A 16,001-nucleotide genomic window follows, 5' to 3' on the forward strand; every position below is an offset into this window, starting at 1 on the left:
CGAAAGCCACGTTTCATGGCGTAACAGCAGAGTAAGTCTCAACCGATTGCAAAGGTGTCTCGATGGCCAACGTCCTGCGTGACTTCATCAAGCGTGCGCCGGCCAGCCCGGATTTAATGGTTGCGTTGATGCTGCTTCTGGCTGTCGCGATGATGGTCATGCCTATCCCGGTCGTGGTGGTCGACGCCCTGATAGGATTCAATATGGGGTTGGCCATACTGCTGATGATGGTTGCCCTGTATGTCAGTACTCCACTTGATTTTTCCTCTTTGCCCGGCGTTATTTTGATTTCCACTGTATTCCGTCTCGCGCTCACGGTCGCAACGACGCGACTGATTCTGGCCGAGGGGGAGGCCGGCAGCATTATTCATACTTTTGGCGATTTCGTCATTTCAGGCAATATCGTGGTGGGTTTCGTCATATTTCTGGTCGTCACCATGGTGCAATTCATGGTCCTCGCGAAGGGTGCCGAACGGGTGGCAGAAGTGGCGGCGCGTTTCACGCTGGATGCTCTGCCGGGCAAGCAAATGGCGGTCGACGCAGAGCTACGCAACGGCCACATCGATGCCAACGAATCCCGCCGGCGGCGCGCCGAATTGGAGAAGGAAAGCCAACTCTATGGCGCGATGGACGGCGCGATGAAATTTGTGAAGGGCGATTCCATCGCCGGGCTGGTGGTTATCTGCATCAACATGCTGGGTGGAATTTCGATCGGCCTGCTCTCCAAGGGCATGTCCTTCGGCGAGGTACTGCATCACTACACTCTGCTGACGATAGGCGATGCATTGATATCGCAGATTCCGGCCCTTCTGCTCTCCATTACTGCGGCGACCATCGTCACCCGTGTGACTGGGACGGCGAGGATCAACCTCGGTACAGAAATGGTCAGTCAGCTCACGGCCAGCACTCGAGCCTTGCGACTGGCGGCCGGCGTCCTGGTTGTAATGGGGTTCGTTCCTGGGTTTCCCCTCCCCGTCTTTCTGATGCTGGCCGCAGTGTTCGCTGCGGTAAGCATTGTCAAGGCTGATGTGCTGGGCGCCGGCACTGCCGATGCGAAAGGTGGAACTGCAGCGGAGCCTAAGCAAGCCGCGCCTGCGAAGGAATTCCCGATCGCATTTTTTCTAGCGCCAGATCTTATGCAGGCGGTCGATCAAGCCGAATTGCAAAAACATATTGGGCGCGTTTCGCTCCTGGTCACAGCCGATCTGGGCATTATCGTTCCTCGCATCCCTGTCTTGGTTGACGAGCAGCTGCCTGCATCGCAATTCCGAATTGATGTCGAGGGCGTGCCAGTCGAACAGGACGCCTTAGATCCAAACCAGATGGCGCTCCGAGCCGATGTAGCGCACGTCGACTCGAGCGGTGTCCCCCTTAGACGTGAGCCGAAAACGGACAGACTCCCGGTTGAACATACCCCTGCAAAGGCCCTTACGGGCGCCGGCACGGAGCATAGGGCTCCCGGCGAACTCCTCGCCTTGCGCGTCCATGCAGCGTTGACCCGCTACGCACCGCGATTGGTGGGCATCCAAGAGACCCGACATTTCCTGGGCCGAATGGAGCAGGAATATTCTGAGCTTGTGAAAGAGGTGCTACGCACGACGCCGATTCCTCGGATTGCCGATGTTCTGCGCCGCCTCCTGGAGGAAGGTATCCCAATCCGCCACACCCGTCTCGTGTTGGAGGCATTGGCCGAATGGAGCGAGCGTGAGCAAAACGTTGCCCTGCTGACGGAATATGTCCGTTCTGGTTTGAAGCGACAGATCTGCCACCGCCATGCCAACACGGAGGGCATAGTGTCCGCCCTGGTCGTCGAGCGCGAGAGCGAGGATGTGATGCGTGGCGCGGTTCGAGATTCGGATGCAGGCCCCTATCTCGCACTGGAGGATCGGCAAAGCGAAGCGATGCTATCACAGATACGTCAGGTCCTTTCGAACGCAGAACCGGGTCAAACCCGCCCTATTCTGTTGACGTCGATGGATGTCCGACGTTTCGTCCGCGGCTTTCTGACGCGAAACGGGGTTGATCTCGCCGTGCTGTCTTATCAAGACCTCGCCTCCGACTTTACAATTCGCCCCGCAGGATCCGTCACACTCCCGCACGGATCGAACAGCGGATTGTTAGAGTAGTCCCACCTTTCCTAACTGAACGCCACGCGCCTCCCCGATAACTGAGAGATAACATGAATAGTAATACAGTTTCTCCATCGCCTATGTTTCTGCGCCGGAACTCACTTCTTTTTGCCGTACTCGCCATTCTGCCTTTGGGCGGTTGCGCCAGCTGGCAAAAGCCGGCTCTTTCCGTGCAGGAGACATCTTCCCCCGAGTTGCTCAGCGCCGATCAAATCGATCCGGCTATGCGCGAACGCATTTTGCGCGAAGTTGGTCAGGATGTTCAAGAGCGGGCTTTGCGGGATGAGGTGAAGCAGCACCCGGACAATGTTGATGCGGCGATACGACTTACAAATGCCTTGGTGGGCCAGAAGCGCCCGCACGAAGCGGTTGAGGTGCTCGACAGCGTCTTGGTTGCAGCCCCAGGAAACGTACGTGCATTGAATGCGAAGGGCGTGATTTTGGACATTGAGGGGCGGCATGACGCGGCACAGGCCCTGTATCGGCGAGCTCTCGAAAACGAGCCAGGCAATCAGATGGTGCAGCATAACTTCAATCTGTCGCTTGCCTTTAACGGCAAGTCCGAACAACCAAGGTTAGCACGATCGCAATAGGTGGGCACAGTGCATGCGCAGCCTGTTCCCCGGCTCGAACACGCGCTCGGCTCCCATCATAGATGGCCCCCTGAAGAGAGCCATATCTATGCAAAACAGTTGCTCCAGATCTGGCCGGCAGAGATCGGCAGGAGAGCCGGATGACATCACGCGGCCACCCGCAAGGCCACCCGCCTCGCTTCGTTGCCAGAGCGCCCTCTCCCTCGCCGGTCACCGTCTCGCAATGCGGCGACCTGGCTTAAGGCGGTCGACCGAGCGCCCGATGCAGTAGCCATGAATACGTAACGCAGCGATGGACCCGCCGGATCGTGTCGCGCTTGTGCTGGCCGTCCCTGCCATTACAGCACGGTGATTGTAGCTGGATCATATTCTAGAGGCATCGATGGTGTGGATGCCTTCGATCCAAACAATCGATTTGTTGAATTCGTCCGCCTGAGGAAATTAGCTGCGGCGATCCGACTTCCGACGCCTGCAGGCGCAAAACCAACAGCGTGAGCGCTGCGGGTCCGGATGCAGGCTGCAAAGTGCAATCACCAGCGCTGATAAGCGGCAAGTGAAGAATGTATCGCTCGGGCGACTCCTGTGTTGTGCACGGTTGCCCCGCGAGGTGAACTGTAGCAGCTTGGCAGCTCAGCGTTCACGAAAGGAGAAAAGATTTGGGGCCAAGCAAAGACCGGCTTTTTTGATTGTCTTGCTGTATCGCTATGGTGGGGCGGGCGCGACCGCTCCCATAATTCAATACGCTGCCTTTAGCGATGGACGATGACGGGATGCGTCGCCGAGACTTCAATGGTGGAGGAGCAGCGCACCCGTCGATCCATTTGCTTTCAGCGGCAACCGCCACTATGTAGCGACACTTCGCCCAACTGTGTTTCAAGCTGCCCGGAGAAGTTTATGACAGAAGAACCCCACAAGACCGACATCCTCATCGAGCTCACTGCCGATGTTGTATCAGCCTACGTCTCCAACAACCCCGTCCCGGCGGGGGAGCTTCCTGCCCTGATCGCCCAAGTGCACGGGGCTCTAAACGGCACGGCTGGACTCATACCGGCAGAAGAGCCTGTGCCTGTAAAAAAACCTGCTGTCCCGATCAAAAAGTCGATCGAACCGGACTACATCATTAGCCTTGAAGACGGCAAGAAATTCAAATCGCTAAAGCGCCATCTGGCGACGCACTATGGTCTGACCCCAGACGAATATCGCGCCAAATGGGGTCTGCCGTCGGATTATCCCATGGTGGCGCCGAATTACGCCGCTGCGCGCTCCGCCTTGGCCAAGACCATGGGACTCGGCCGCAAACCGAAAGAGCCGGAAGCCCCAGCCACGGCGCCGGCGAAACGGACCCGCAAGAAGGTCGCAGCCTAAATCCGTATCAACAGTCGTTCGGACGCGCAGCAGCCGTAGGCCCAATCTGCGCGGAATCAAAGGGCGGGGATGAGCCCCGCCTTTCCCGTCCAAGAGCCTCATTTCCAGAGTAATTCATGATGGCTCCAGCAATCCCTGCCGCGGCATTAACTTGCATGCTCCGGCCCGGGTTTCGAGCCGTCAATGCGTTCCGGCGATGACGAACCTTGTCAAGGCTTTCCCGGACCGTTAGCCAGCCTTGCTGAGGCTGCCTGCAGAGGACTTTCCCGTGCGGCGATCCTGTTCCACCTCGTAGTTGATCTTCTGGCCCTCATTAAGGGTCGACAGGCCCGCTCGTTCAACAGCGGAAATGTGGACAAAGACATCCTGACCGCCGTTGTCAGGCTGAATAAAACCAAAACCCTTCGTGCTGTTGAACCACTTCACCGTTCCAGTCGCCATATCCATTCCTTTGTAATAAGTCGCAACTTAGGCAGGCCATTCACGCCAGCCTGATTTGTACACGAGACTTTAGGCGCATCAAAATCGGAAAATTGCAAGGCCCACTCGATCGCCTGATCTCCAGCAGCAACTGCAACATATGCGAGGCGCGTGCCAGACGAGGCGTATGCCAGACGTTTCGTCGTGCGCTGTCGCTCGAACGTTGACAGAAACAATGACACACCTTGCAAACTCGGCACATCTTGTGGACGTGCTCGGGTCGCTTCTCGACTGCGATACCCGCTCCTGACCGGGTATCGTCGGCCAAAATGAGGGTTTTTGTCATGTGCCGCCAGACCGAAAGATCAGGCGCGCAGCGACCTGCACATTCAAACCGGAACCCGCGAACCTCGATTAGCTTCTGCCTGCTCCGAAGGGCGGTAGCCTGCTCTGAGGCGGGCCACTGTCGGGTTGAAAACCAACTGTCGGGTTCGGAACCCCAGATTGTCGGCAAGGTACGCGCCGCCCACTGGTTGGCCAAAGGGGCACTGGCTCCTGATCCTGCCGCCATGCTCGCCCGATCTCAACCCGATCAAGACAGGTCTGCTCAAAACTCAAGGCGCGGCTGCGGAAGAAGGCGGCCAAAACTTTCGACGCTCTCTGCGGAACTCTCGGCGATATCTGCCAGCTGTTGGAGCCAAATCAAAAACCATTAATTGCGACAGGTGATTTTATGACATTCATTGCGAAGAGGCCAGAATGAACAGCGGAAGAGAGTAGCAGCTCTCTGGTCGCGGCGAGGTGGATCGTCGACACGATCGGCACCTGGCCCGTGCGGGGATCGCACCGCAGCCAGCACCAGAGCCAGATCTTGACCGCTTGCCTTGCTCAGGCGCCACAACAACGAGTGGCTGGAAGCAGATCCACGTGAACTCAGCGATATCGATCAGACGATGCTTACCCTCATGAAAGCCGATCCCGACGCTGTCCAGCGCCGCGAAATCCTGACCAGCATATGGCGCATCGGATGCCACCGCCTGCACACTCACCATCGACATGCCGGAACTCGGAACCAAAGGCCGCAAGCCTCGCCGGCCTCGGCAAAATGGAGCGGCCGCGCCTTCATCCGGGGCGGCCGGGCCAATGTTCGCCAGGCCCTCTACATGCCCGGCCCTTCGCCCTGCGCTTCAACCCCGACCTCAAGGCAAAATACCAGGCGCTAAAGGCGGCAGGCAAACCCGCAAAGGTCATCATCTTGTTGCGAAAGCTCCTCATCCTAGCAAACGCTCTCCTCAAGGCGCAGCGAAAATGGCCCCTAAAACCCTTGACCGAAACGGATACCTTAGCCTTTCAGGTGAGGCGGGCCGAGATAGACCAACCGCGGGTTTAACTTCGCGAGTTTAAGCTGATTATGCCGATGCAACTCTAGCGCCTGCGCGACCGTTTTAGCTTCCATCAACAAGGCGGCAGGGTGGGAGGAAGTACCCTCCCCTGCCGCGAACAAGCTTTGGACAAAGCCCCACCTTGTCCGTAATGTGATCGGGAGGCCGGGGCGCGGCGGTGCTCAGCGGATGTGACGCGCGAGATCTGCGACCCTACCCATCAGCACTTCCATCGGTCCTCGCTGGAAGACGCGCAGCCAAAGCACCGCAAAAGTGCTGATAACCACAACGAAGCCAAAGAGCGTGGACAGGCTCTCGTCTTTGAAAATGTTTATCTTCATAAGATAGGCTATTCCCGCAATGTGCAGCACATAGGCCGTCAAAGACATCGAGCCGACTGCGATTATTGGCCAGACCAGCTTTCGCAGACGCGGGAGCGCATCCACAGCGAGCATGCAAGCCGCCAAGATGATCATTGCGCAACCGGTGCTGCCCACGATCGAAAGCGTCGTTTCGCTATGAGGTGCGGCTATCCATGACGACTTGACTATAAATGACGACTTGGAAGGCTCAAAAGCGCCGTCAACGTCAGACCACCACAAGGAGGTTTCAGTCAAAGCGCGGGAACTCAGCGCGAGCAAGGATCCCCCATGGCCCAACACGGCCAGCGCGACCCCCGCCAGACCAAGGCGCCAATGCGCTGCTAGCGTATTAAGATTAAGGCGCGCGATGGCCATGCCAGCGATGAGGAAAGGAACCCAGGTCACCGCGGGATAGTAGCCGTTGACCATGAGGTTGAAGACCGGGTCGAGGAGGTTGGGGGCAACCGACAGAAGGGAGGAACGGACTTGCGGGAGAACTAATGCCGTAGCGGCAGCGATCAAGCCCAGCTGATATGCGCTGAGCCGATGGAGCGGCAATACCAACAAGAAGCAAATTCCGTAGTATTCTAGGATGACTTCGACCTGGGTACCGAGGCAGCCCAGGATTGAGCCAAGCGCGAGCAAAACAAGGGCACGAATTGCGACTCTGGCGATGGCCTGTCTACCGGCTATCCCCGACTTCGGCGCCTTGCGACCTGTAATCAGGAGGATTGAAAAACCGGCCAATACGGCAAACAGGGCCGACGGCCGCCCATGGGTTAGTTCCATCAGAAACCCGACTAGTCCTCCTTCGCCGGGGTCGGGACCGAGATGGGCGGCATACATCCCGAAGACAGCCAGGCCCCGAGCGAGGTCGATGCCGACCAGCCGATCTACTACCGACCCATTCCTAGCGTCGGCAACCGGTGCCTTCATTACCATGGTAGATTCCCTTGTTGGGTGTGTGGATCGCGGGAGCCGCGATAGGAGAGCCGGTCGGCTGCTGCCGTCGCCTCGTGAAAGGGTTCAAAACATCGCGCCATCTGGCGCATCGAGCCGGCGACAGAGCTGTTCAGCCATTAGCCTGGGGTAAGAACAACAGATCGGCTCACAAAGCCTGTGTCACGGACCTGAAAAGTGGTGTCGCGGAACCGTCGTTTTTTGCATGATGGCTAAGCCGAGAGATCCACTGCACCGACGAGAGACTCAGCGACGTTAGATATCCGATCAGTACGCCGCGGCTCCGCCGGTGACGATCACCCCGGGTGTCAAGGCCAGGGCGTAAACCTGCCATAATCTGTGGTAGTGCGCCCGCGACCAATCCGTTCGACAAAGCTCGGCGCATGGTCGAGCCAATCATATTCTTCCATGTGGCTGTTGCCTGAAAAACCGAAGACGCCGTTCGCTGGTCCAGCTGTTCCAGACCTCGGCCTGCGTCGGTCATTAGAACCGGCGCGCCTGTTTCCCAAATCAATTTGCTGATGCAGCCGCCGGGGGTCACATTGAGCAAAAGTGCCGAGGTCAGGACGGGTTTCATAGGGGCTCTTCGTTTGGCTTTGTTAACGACCCCTTTCTTGCAAGTTGTAGCTGACAGCAGCCTGAAAGCTCCCCAAATAATTCGCTGCCGCCGGTTCAGCCTATTGTCAGCTTCGACCAATAAGATGGGAGCCTTGCCCTCATACCGGAGCTCGGCAGCATGATGCGAATACTGCTCACTGAAGACGATAAGGACCTTGGAAGTGCTATGCACGATCATTTGGTGGCTGGTGGCCACGCGGTCGACTGGGCCAAGAACCTGTCCGAAGCGCGCGATTATGCAGCTGTGGTCGGCTACGACCTTATTTTGCTCGACGTTCACCTGCCGGACGGCAATGGGATCGACTATCTGCGGGAGCTGATCAAGGAACTTGAATCGGCACCGGTCATCATTCTGACAGCCTGCGATCGGATTTCGCATCGCATCGAGGGCTTCAACGCTGGAGCCGACGACTATTTGGTCAAGCCGTTCGATCTGGGGGAACTCTCAGCGCGTATCCATGCAGTGGCACGTCGCCATGGGCATTCTCCGGAGCCGCAATTTTCGGTTGGGACGCTTTCCATACAGGCAGCCGAGCGACGCCTCTTCCGCGACGGGCAGGAGGTCTACCTGACTTGACGCGGATGGGCGGTGCTCGACTACCGTCTGCCCCAGCCCTGCACGGTCGTTTCAAAAGGGAAGATCGTGGACGCGCTTTTCGGCAGACGGCGCTGATTCATACTCTAAAAGAAAATTCGGCTTCCAGTTGCCTTGGCCATGACTGCCCTTCCCGAGAGATGGGTGACAGTTCATTCCGGATAGATGGGTTACACTTTCGGCCCTTTGCAAGGAGAGCAAGGTGCCTTGGAAGGAGTGCAACGTCATGGAAGAGCGGCTGAAGTTCGTCGCCCGGCTGCTGGACGCGAGAAGATGGCGGTGCTTTGCCGGGAGTTCGATATCTCGCGCAAGACCGGCTACAAGATCCTCACGCGCTACAACGACAGCGGCCTGGAGGGGCTGACGGACCGATCGCGGCGGCCCTATCGCCACGCCAATCAGCTTCCGTTTCAAATCGAGAAGCTGATTGTGCGCCTCAAGCAAGACAAGCCGACATGGGGTGCGCCGAAGATACGCGAGCGGCTGGCCCGGCTGTATCCGGATGTGCACCGGCCCGCGATCTCGACCGTGCATGCCGTGCTCGACCGCCACGGCATGGTCGAGCGCCGCAAGCGCAGGCGCAACAGGGCGACGGGGACACCACTTTCAAACGGCTGTCGCCCTAACGATCTTTGGTGTGCCGACTACAAGGGCGAGTTCGGCAGAGAACACGGCCGGGACAGGGGATCACAAACACTTGACCGTTCCAGACCCTGGCAGTGGCGCATCGATTGACCGTTGGCTCTGTTCGTGGGCACCGAAAATAGGGCCTTCTTGGTCCTCGGCAGAGAATATGGCCCGGACGGGGGATAACAAACACTTGACCGTTCCAGACTCTGGCAGTGGCGCATCGATTGACCGTCGACTCTGTTCGCGAGCGCCGAAAATACGGACGACCCCTATGGTCAAAGTGCACTTCTGACCTGCTAGGCACTGTTCGATAACTGGAGGCACCCGCTACGGTGCCCTCGTATTTAAGACACCTGTCAGTTTCAAGCCTGGACATTGACGCGTGGCGCGGCTGCCATTCGTTGACCGCCACGTCGAATTGCCCGCCAACCAGTGTACAGCCGCCGGTGGTCACATTGAGCAAAAGTGCCGAGATCAGGAGGGGTTTCATAAGGCCTCTTCGTTTGGCTTTGTTAACGACCCCTTTCTTGCAATTGTAGCTGACAGCAGCCTGAAAGCCCCCAGATATTCGCTGGCGCCGGTTCAGCCTACTGTCAGCTTCGATCAATAAGGCAGGAGCCTTGCCCTCATACCGGAGCTCGGCAGCCTGATGCGAATACTGCTCATTGAAGACGACGACGACCTTAGAAGTGCTGTGCACGATCATTTGGTGGCTGGTGGCCACGCGGTCGACTGGGCCAAGAACCTGTCCGAAGCGCGCGGTCATGCAGCTGTGGCCGGCTACGACCTTATTTTGCTCGACGTTCACCTGCCGGACGGCAATGGCATCGACTATCTGCGGGAGCTGATCAAGGGGCTTAATACAACGCCGGTCATCATTCTGACAGCCCGCGATCGGATTTCGCATCGCATCGAGGGGCTCAACGCTGGCGCCGACGACTATTTGGTCAAGCCGTTCGATCTGGGGGAACTCTCGGCACGCATCCGTGCAGTGGCACGTCGCCAAGGGCATTTTCCGGAGCCGCAATTTTCGGTTGGGACGCTTTCCATACAGGCAGCCGAGCGACGCCTCTTCCGCGACGGGCAGGAGGTCCACCTGTCTGGACGCGAATGGGCGGTGCTCGACTGCCTTCTACGCCGGCCCGGTTCGGTCGTTTCAAAGGGGAGGATCGAGCACGCGCTTTATTCATTCAATTCGGAGTTCGAGAGCAACACAGTGGAGGTTTATGTCAGCCGGCTCCGTAAGAAGATCGGCGGGGATAGAATAGCAACCGTGCGTGGCTCCGGATACAGGCTCGTGGTCACATGACGAACTCGAACAGCATGACGAGAAAGCTGATATCGTGGTTAGGCGGGGCAACGCTCCTGGTTTGGATCGCCGCCCCAACCATTGCTGCGTTCATTTTTTGCAATAATGTAAACGAAAGTTCGGATGACTTGCTCCAGGCGAGCGCAGAGTACAGAAAACCAGAGCTGATCAAGGTCTTGAATGGAAAACACGTTGATCAATACAATAACCACTTGCCAACTTATGAAAAGTACTGGACCTATCGTGAGCAGGTTATTAATAAGTACGGGGTAGTGCTTATTTCTGAACCGGAAGAGGGTCAGCAGCCCTTCCCTGATGCTCCCCTGAGTAACGGCTTTTGGCGAAACGCTGATTACCGCGTCTACACAGAGGAGATCCAAGACGGCGTGTATCATCGGTTGGCCGAACCGCTTGATGGCCGCCGTACCACAATCGCGAAGGGCGCACTTTTTGTCTTCCTTCCGACACTCGTGCTCCTGCCCTTTAGCTTAGCTGTTTGGTGGATCGTGATCCGGCGCTCGCTGCGGCCAATCGAGGTACTGCGACAGCAGATCGGATCGCGCGACGGCGGCAATCTGTCACCAATGGACTTGGGCGATTTCCCGGCAGAGTTGGCTCCAATCGCGGCATCCGTCAATCGGCTTCTCGATCGTCTGCGGGCGGCTCTCGAGGCCGAACGCGAGTTCGCCGCAAACAGTGCGCATGAACTGCGCACGCCGATCGCAGGTTCAATCGCTCAGATGCAGAGATTAGTGGCCGAGCTTCCCAATGGGTCGGCCAAAATGCGTGCGCGCGGCATCGAGCAAGCGCTGTCGAGCCTTGGCCGCCTTGTCGAAAAAGTGCTTCAGCTCGCTCAAGCCGAATCGGGGGTTGGCATGGCGGATCACGCGATCGATCTTGTCCGATCGGTTCGGCTGGAAATCGACGACCTGAGGAAAAAGCCGCAATATGCCGGACGCCTGCATCTTAACGTCGACGGCTGCACCACTTTGATGCGCAAAGTGGATGTCGATGCGTTTGGGATCCTCCTTCGTAACCTGATCGAGAATGCGCTGATACATGGACTGCCCACTGTTCCGACAACAGTTTCCGTCCAAACTGATGGAACCATCGCTATTGCAAACGCCGGACCGGTGGTGCCCCTCCCCGACCTCGAAGGGCTTACAAAGCGATTTAGTCGTGGTGCTACTCCTGCTGCGGGCTCAGGCCTTGGTCTACATATCGCTAACATGGTTATCCAGCGGATCGGTGGCAGTCTAGAGCTTGCGTCGCCCGCCCGCGGTCGCAATGATGGTTTCGAGGCGATCATACGAATTCCTCAATGACACCGGTGAATTCGACGACAGTTGGACACAGGGCGGATTGCTGGCAAGGCTGCTGACAGGGCGAACTGTACGGCAGTATGTATACGGCGTAGAAATCGTACTTCACACAACGCATTTCGGCCGCGGCAATCAATGCCGCTATCATCGTCTGAGCAGTTCGATCGAAGCGACACGACATGATCGGCAAAATCGAAGGCTCCGCCTCACCGCTCGCTCGATTTCGCCCGGGGAGAAAAAAGGCCATCCGAGAAAGTGCAAGCCGCCGCGCAAAGGCGACGTGTCCAATTGTCTGGGTGCCCCTGTGCGCCGGCCCGATCGGGTTGGCGCAGGTCCAGTAAGGACCCGGACCAACCATTCCATTTAGACGACCGGCAGGTTTTAATCGGCGTCCGGATCGCCGTCCCAAAATGCCCCAAGTATACGGCTAGAAAGGCTGCCAACGATCGAGCTTTGGTCGGAGGCGTGCTTGTCAGCGTCTTGGGTGCTTGACCGGCCTTTGCAATGGCCATCGCCATCGCAAGTATCGTGCGTGGCCAGTGAGACCGCAATTTCATCAGCCTGGAGCCGACCGTATCGGTGCTTTTTTATGATTTAGGGATTTTTCGTTTTCCTCTTGGATCATCACGGGTTTGGAGAGGATCTGGTGTTAAGTGCCATTCGGAGCGCCGGCGAACCGCCCGAAATTAATGTGGTCGAGTGATGAAGCCTCCCGAATGCGTTAAACGAGACCCTTTATGGCGGCCCTGGCTGACAACAGTCTGAAAGCTGCAAGCGGCATGCGAAAATGGGGCGATCCTGAATGACGACAGATGCTATCAACATGAAAGAGGCTCGCCCTGAAAGCTGAGCACGCTTTATGCTCAGGCTGCTGACAAGGCCAAAGCAGCGTAAGTGCGTAGTGAAATCCAAGGTCCACATGGGTCGTCGCGCGTCCCATGCGCCTGGGAAGGCGCCGGCCCGGCCAAGCTTTCCCAGCTCGTCCGCATGATGCTTCGCTGAGCGTCAATGGACGTTGGCGCGAGACCAAGGCGTCGTGCGTTGCAATCCGGACGGTCCAGGGTATCAGGAGTTTCACGGCCTCGGCCCGCTTGGCTGGCCACAGTTGAAGCTCCAACGTACCGGCTGGCACCGGGAAATTGGGCTCTGCGCTGCCTCAACGCTGATGGCACGGTCAATGCTTGCCTACCGATGGGGCCGCCCATGCCGTGATGCTGTCGGTCGACGTTCGCAAACCAGACCCTCGCGAGACCCAGCGAAGGGGCTCGCCGGTTCGACGAGGGACCTTACCTCTTTATGCGCGGCATCATTATCGAGGATGACATGTTGCCTTACACGTCGTCCCTCGCGCTCGGGTCTTTGTGGGGCGGATGAAGTCCTGATCGCGGTGGCACTGCTGCATGTTTGCGTAAGACCCATCCAGTCACGATCGCGCTGTCCTTCGATGTCGCGGTGCTGATAGGCGGGCAGATCGGTGTGCGCGGCGCCCGCCAAAGGATCGTCGTCACGCCGGAGGAGGCGAGCGTCATAGCCGGCGCGCCGGCGAAAGGCGCTTTCTGTCGGATGCCCGACAATGTCGGATATCGCAAGTATCAAGGTTGGATCAAACCTTGCGAATCGGGGCTTTCTTACTTGGCACGGGGCATGCTCAGGTATCCGCAAACACCCAATGGATAACGAGCAGACTTCCCATGGCCTCACCATGCCGAAAGTTTCCCGGACGCATCCAAAGATGAGGCTCGCGTCAGGCCCAGCAACACGCTGACGGCTCATGTGGCTCGGCGTCGCGTGCCGATCCACTTTCTCCCAATAGGCGTTCGGGAGACATAGATCCTTCAAAATGAGGAACAGATCACTTTGCCAGGAACGCAGCCCATAACCCCACTCTCCCTACCAGAACTACCAAGCAAGCCCCGCACTCATGGGCTTCGCAGGACGTCCGTTGCGTCCGAGTTGGTCGGCGCGGGGCCGGCTCCGATCCCCGTCGCATGGGAGGACGGCAAGGCGAGGGATTTCGTGCTCGACAACGGCATGGAGGTGGTCGTCATTCCCAACCACCGGGCGCCGATCGTCACCCACATGGTGTGGTACAAGATCGGCAGCGCCGACGAGCCGCCGGGCAAATCCGGCATCGCCCATTTCTTCGAGCATCTGATGTTCAAGGCGACGACCAACCATGCGGGCGGCGAATTCGACCGCGCAGTGTTCGAGATCGGCGGCTCCAACAACGCCTTCACCTCCTCCGACTACACCGCCTTCTATCAGACAGTGGCGCCGTCGGCGCTCGAGCTGATGATGAGCTTCGAGGCCGACCGAATGCGAAACCTCATCCTGACCGACGATGTCGTCAAGACCGAGCGCGATGTGGTCATCGAGGAGCGCCGCTCAAGCACCGACACCAACCCGCAGGACGTTCTCCATGAGGAGATCGACGCGACGCTGTGGCAGAACCACCCCTATCGCATCCCGATCATCGGCTGGATGCAGGAGATCGAGCAGCTGAACCGCGTCGACGCCACCGTCTTCTATGAAAAGTACTACTGGCCCAACAACTCCGTGCTAATCGTGGCCGGCGATGTCGAACCGGACACGGTGCGGGCGCTGGCCGAAAAGACCTATGGCAAGGTGGCGCGCGGACCTGACCTGCCGCCGCGCATCCGGCCGGTTGAGCCCGAGCAGAACACCAGGCGCACCGTCACGCTCTCAGACGCCCGCGTCAGCGTGCCCAGTTTTTCGACGCAGTGGGTGGTGCCGTCCTACCACACCGCCAAGCCGGGCGAGGCCGAAGCGCTCGACCTGCTGGCCGAAATTCTCGGCGGCGGTAACCGCGGCCGGCTCTACCAGGCGCTCGCTGTCCAGCAAGGTTTCGCTTCCAGCGCCCGCGTCTATTTCCAGGGCACTATGCTCGACGACACCAAGTTCGCCATCTATGGCGCACCGCGCGGCGATGCCAAGCTGGCTGATCTCGAAGCGGCGGCCGCTGCCGAAGTTGCCCGCATTGCCGAGGATGGTGTCAGCAACGAGGAACTAGGCAAGGCCAAGGACCACTATTTGCTCAATATGATCTTTGCGGAAGACAACCTGGACTGGCTCGCCAGCATCTACGGCTCGACGCTGGCCACCGGCGGTACCGTGAAGGATGTCGAGGAACGGCCGAATCGCATCCGCAAGGTTACCCCCGAGCAAATCAAAGCAGTTGCCGCCCGCTATCTCGCGTTCGACCGTTCGACCACGGGCTATCTCTTGCCCAAGACGGAGAATCAAGAGATGACGCTCGGCGCTCGGCCCCATGCTGCGATGAACATCCAGGAGGTGAAGTCCGAAAAGGGCATCATCGCCTGGCTGGTGGAGGACCACACAGTGGAAATCGTCAACATCGGCTTTGCCTTCAAGGGCGGCACCAAGCAGGACCCGGTCGGGAAGGAGGGGATGGCCAAACTGATGGCCGGCCTGTTCATCGAAGGCGCTGGCCATTACGACAGCGGTGCCTTCCAGGTGAAGCTCGACCATGCCGGCGCCGAAATGAGTTTGGACGCGCAAAGCGACGACATCTACGGATCGATGTGCATGCTTTCCAAAAAGCAGGACGCGGCGTTCGGCCTGCTTCGGCTCGCGCTGAACGCGCCGCGCTTCGAGCAGGGGCCGATCGATCGCGTCCGCGCCGAGATTGTCTCCCGCATCGTCGGCAGCGAGCGAGACCCTAACGCCATCGCTCAGCGCAAATGGCTGCGCGCGATCTATGGCGCGCATCCTTGTTCAAGGCCGGGAGAAGGCACAAAAGAGAGCCTCCCCGGCATCACGCCGTCCGACCTCCGCGCCTTCCACCAGGCCATTTTCGCTCGCGACGGGCTCCATATTGCCGTGGTGGGTGACATTGACGCGAACACGTTGAGGGAAAGGCTTGACCAGCTGTTTGGTGATTTGCCTGAGCAACAAACCCTCGTCCCCGTCTACGATGTCGCGCCGAAACTCGGTCAACTGGTGGAGGAGAACTACGACCTGCCGCAGACTTCGCTGACGTTGGCCTGGCCTGGCGTGAAGCCTAGCGCGCCGGATTTCTACGCGGCCGTGCTGCTGAACGACATCCTTGGCGGCTCATACTTGACTTCCCGCCTTTACGAGGAGGTACGTCAAAAACGCGGCCTTGCCTATCACGTCAGCTCTGAACTAACCCTTGACTCGCTTCTGGTTACGACAGAGACACGCTCGGACTGCGCTGCCCAAACACTGAGCATCGTGCGAGATGTGGTAAAGCAGATGGCGCAGCAAGGACCGACCGGGGCCGAGCTCAAGGCGGCGAAGAAGCACCTGATCGG

General features: G+C 58.5%; 10 protein-coding genes and 2 pseudogenes. 10 read left to right on the plus strand and 2 right to left on the minus strand.

Annotated elements, in window-relative coordinates:
* Window positions 1-62: 62 nt before the first annotated feature.
* The 3 genes from sctV to EN964_RS00125 all read left to right on the plus strand — a co-directional run bounded on the left by sctV (window position 63) and on the right by EN964_RS00125 (window position 4,087).
* On the plus strand, window positions 63-2,126 hold the full coding sequence (gene sctV, locus EN964_RS00115; protein ID WP_127270994.1) for a type III secretion system export apparatus subunit SctV: 2,064 nt from the start codon (window positions 63-65) through the stop codon (window positions 2,124-2,126).
* Window positions 2,127-2,179: 53 nt separating this feature from the next.
* Window positions 2,180-2,722 (plus strand): tetratricopeptide repeat protein, encoded by a 543-nt coding sequence (locus EN964_RS00120; protein ID WP_082826568.1) that lies wholly within the window; start codon window positions 2,180-2,182, stop codon window positions 2,720-2,722.
* Between the two features lie 894 nt (window positions 2,723-3,616).
* The gene (locus EN964_RS00125; protein WP_024505385.1) at window positions 3,617-4,087 is read left to right on the plus strand and encodes a MucR family transcriptional regulator; all 471 of its coding nucleotides are present in this window, start codon (window positions 3,617-3,619) and stop codon (window positions 4,085-4,087) included.
* A 228-nt stretch (window positions 4,088-4,315) separates the two neighbouring features.
* Here the strand turns inward: EN964_RS00125 and EN964_RS00130 are convergent, their stop codons facing one another.
* Together EN964_RS00130 and EN964_RS00135 are read right to left on the minus strand one after the other, a co-directional pair.
* Window positions 4,316-4,528: a cold-shock protein gene (locus EN964_RS00130; RefSeq protein WP_008874821.1), complete on the minus strand. Its 213-nt coding sequence runs from the start codon at window positions 4,526-4,528 to the stop codon at window positions 4,316-4,318.
* Between the two features lie 1,543 nt (window positions 4,529-6,071).
* Complete coding sequence (locus EN964_RS00135) at window positions 6,072-7,193, minus strand: DUF418 domain-containing protein (protein WP_024505387.1); 1,122 nt, start codon at window positions 7,191-7,193, stop codon at window positions 6,072-6,074.
* A gap of 754 nt (window positions 7,194-7,947) precedes the next feature.
* On the opposite strand from EN964_RS00135, the gene EN964_RS00140 reads away from it, so the two are divergent.
* The 7 genes and pseudogenes from EN964_RS00140 to EN964_RS00170 form a co-directional block, all read left to right on the plus strand.
* The gene (locus tag EN964_RS00140; RefSeq protein WP_236383461.1) at window positions 7,948-8,406 is read left to right on the plus strand and encodes a response regulator transcription factor; all 459 of its coding nucleotides are present in this window, start codon (window positions 7,948-7,950) and stop codon (window positions 8,404-8,406) included.
* A gap of 220 nt (window positions 8,407-8,626) precedes the next feature.
* Window positions 8,627-9,102 (plus strand): annotated as a pseudogene (locus tag EN964_RS00145) (helix-turn-helix domain-containing protein); the annotation flags it as partial.
* A 601-nt stretch (window positions 9,103-9,703) separates the two neighbouring features.
* A complete protein-coding gene (locus EN964_RS00150) occupies window positions 9,704-10,363 on the plus strand; it encodes a response regulator transcription factor (RefSeq protein WP_127267036.1) in 660 nt (219 codons plus the stop codon).
* Entirely contained in the window at window positions 10,360-11,688 is a 1,329-nt protein-coding gene (locus EN964_RS00155) for a HAMP domain-containing sensor histidine kinase (RefSeq protein ID WP_127267035.1), read from the plus strand. The genes EN964_RS00150 and EN964_RS00155 overlap by 4 nt, the downstream gene beginning before the upstream one ends.
* Window positions 11,689-13,089: 1,401 nt before the next feature.
* Entirely contained in the window at window positions 13,090-13,362 is a 273-nt protein-coding gene (locus EN964_RS00160; protein ID WP_024505391.1) for a hypothetical protein, read from the plus strand.
* A gap of 276 nt (window positions 13,363-13,638) precedes the next feature.
* A pseudogene (locus EN964_RS00165) lies at window positions 13,639-14,943 on the plus strand (M16 family metallopeptidase); the annotation flags it as partial.
* A 309-nt stretch (window positions 14,944-15,252) separates the two neighbouring features.
* The coding region (locus EN964_RS00170; RefSeq protein WP_245490622.1) for a pitrilysin family protein at window positions 15,253-16,001 on the plus strand (749 nt) is incomplete at its 3' end.

This window comes from Mesorhizobium sp. M7A.F.Ca.CA.001.10.2.1, from assembly GCF_003998575.1.
In the GTDB taxonomy this organism is placed as follows: Bacteria; Pseudomonadota; Alphaproteobacteria; order Rhizobiales; family Rhizobiaceae; genus Mesorhizobium.

What these genes read in the sequence shown, in the direction of transcription:
- sctV (WP_127270994.1), top strand. Translation starts at nt 63, where the DNA reads ATGGCCAACGTCCTGCGTGACTTCATCAAGCGTGCGCCGGCCAGCCCG.
- EN964_RS00120 (WP_082826568.1), top strand. Translation starts at nt 2,180, where the DNA reads ATGAATAGTAATACAGTTTCTCCATCGCCTATGTTTCTGCGCCGGAAC.
- EN964_RS00135 (WP_024505387.1), bottom strand. Translation starts at nt 7,193, where the DNA reads ATGGTAATGAAGGCACCGGTTGCCGACGCTAGGAATGGGTCGGTAGTA.
- EN964_RS00155 (WP_127267035.1), top strand. Translation starts at nt 10,360, where the DNA reads ATGACGAACTCGAACAGCATGACGAGAAAGCTGATATCGTGGTTAGGC.
- EN964_RS00140 (WP_236383461.1), top strand. Translation starts at nt 7,948, where the DNA reads ATGATGCGAATACTGCTCACTGAAGACGATAAGGACCTTGGAAGTGCT.
- EN964_RS00130 (WP_008874821.1), bottom strand. Translation starts at nt 4,528, where the DNA reads ATGGCGACTGGAACGGTGAAGTGGTTCAACAGCACGAAGGGTTTTGGT.
- EN964_RS00125 (WP_024505385.1), top strand. Translation starts at nt 3,617, where the DNA reads ATGACAGAAGAACCCCACAAGACCGACATCCTCATCGAGCTCACTGCC.
- EN964_RS00150 (WP_127267036.1), top strand. Translation starts at nt 9,704, where the DNA reads ATGCGAATACTGCTCATTGAAGACGACGACGACCTTAGAAGTGCTGTG.